We start from the raw sequence: 314 nt of genomic DNA on the forward strand, positions 1-314 counted from the left end.
GAACGGGCGGAAGTTGCGGATCATGTCGACGACCCACAGCAGGACCGCCAGGCCGAACATGAAGGAGCCGACGGTCGAGATCATATTGGGCAGGTCCCAACCTCGCTCCGGCAGATAGGTATAGACCCGGCGCGGCATGCCCATCAGTCCGGTCAGGTGCATGGGCATGAAGGTCACGTTGTGGCCCACGAACATCAGCCAGAAGATCCACTTGCCCCATCGCTCGCTTAGCGGCCGGCTGCTGGACATCGGGGTCCAGTAGTAGATGGCCGCAAACAGGGGGAAGACCATCCCGCCAATAAGGACATAGTGCA

General features: G+C 60.8%; 1 protein-coding gene. It reads right to left on the minus strand.

Features of this window, described 5'->3' with window-relative positions; translation table 11 throughout:
• Positions 1 to 314, minus strand: a 314-nt coding sequence (locus tag ACK4S7_RS13150; protein WP_409647704.1) for a cbb3-type cytochrome c oxidase subunit I, incomplete at both ends; no start/stop codon positions are given.

The sequence above is a fragment of the Sphingorhabdus sp. genome (assembly GCF_046292425.1).
Taxonomy (GTDB): Bacteria; Pseudomonadota; Alphaproteobacteria; order Sphingomonadales; family Sphingomonadaceae; genus Sphingorhabdus_B.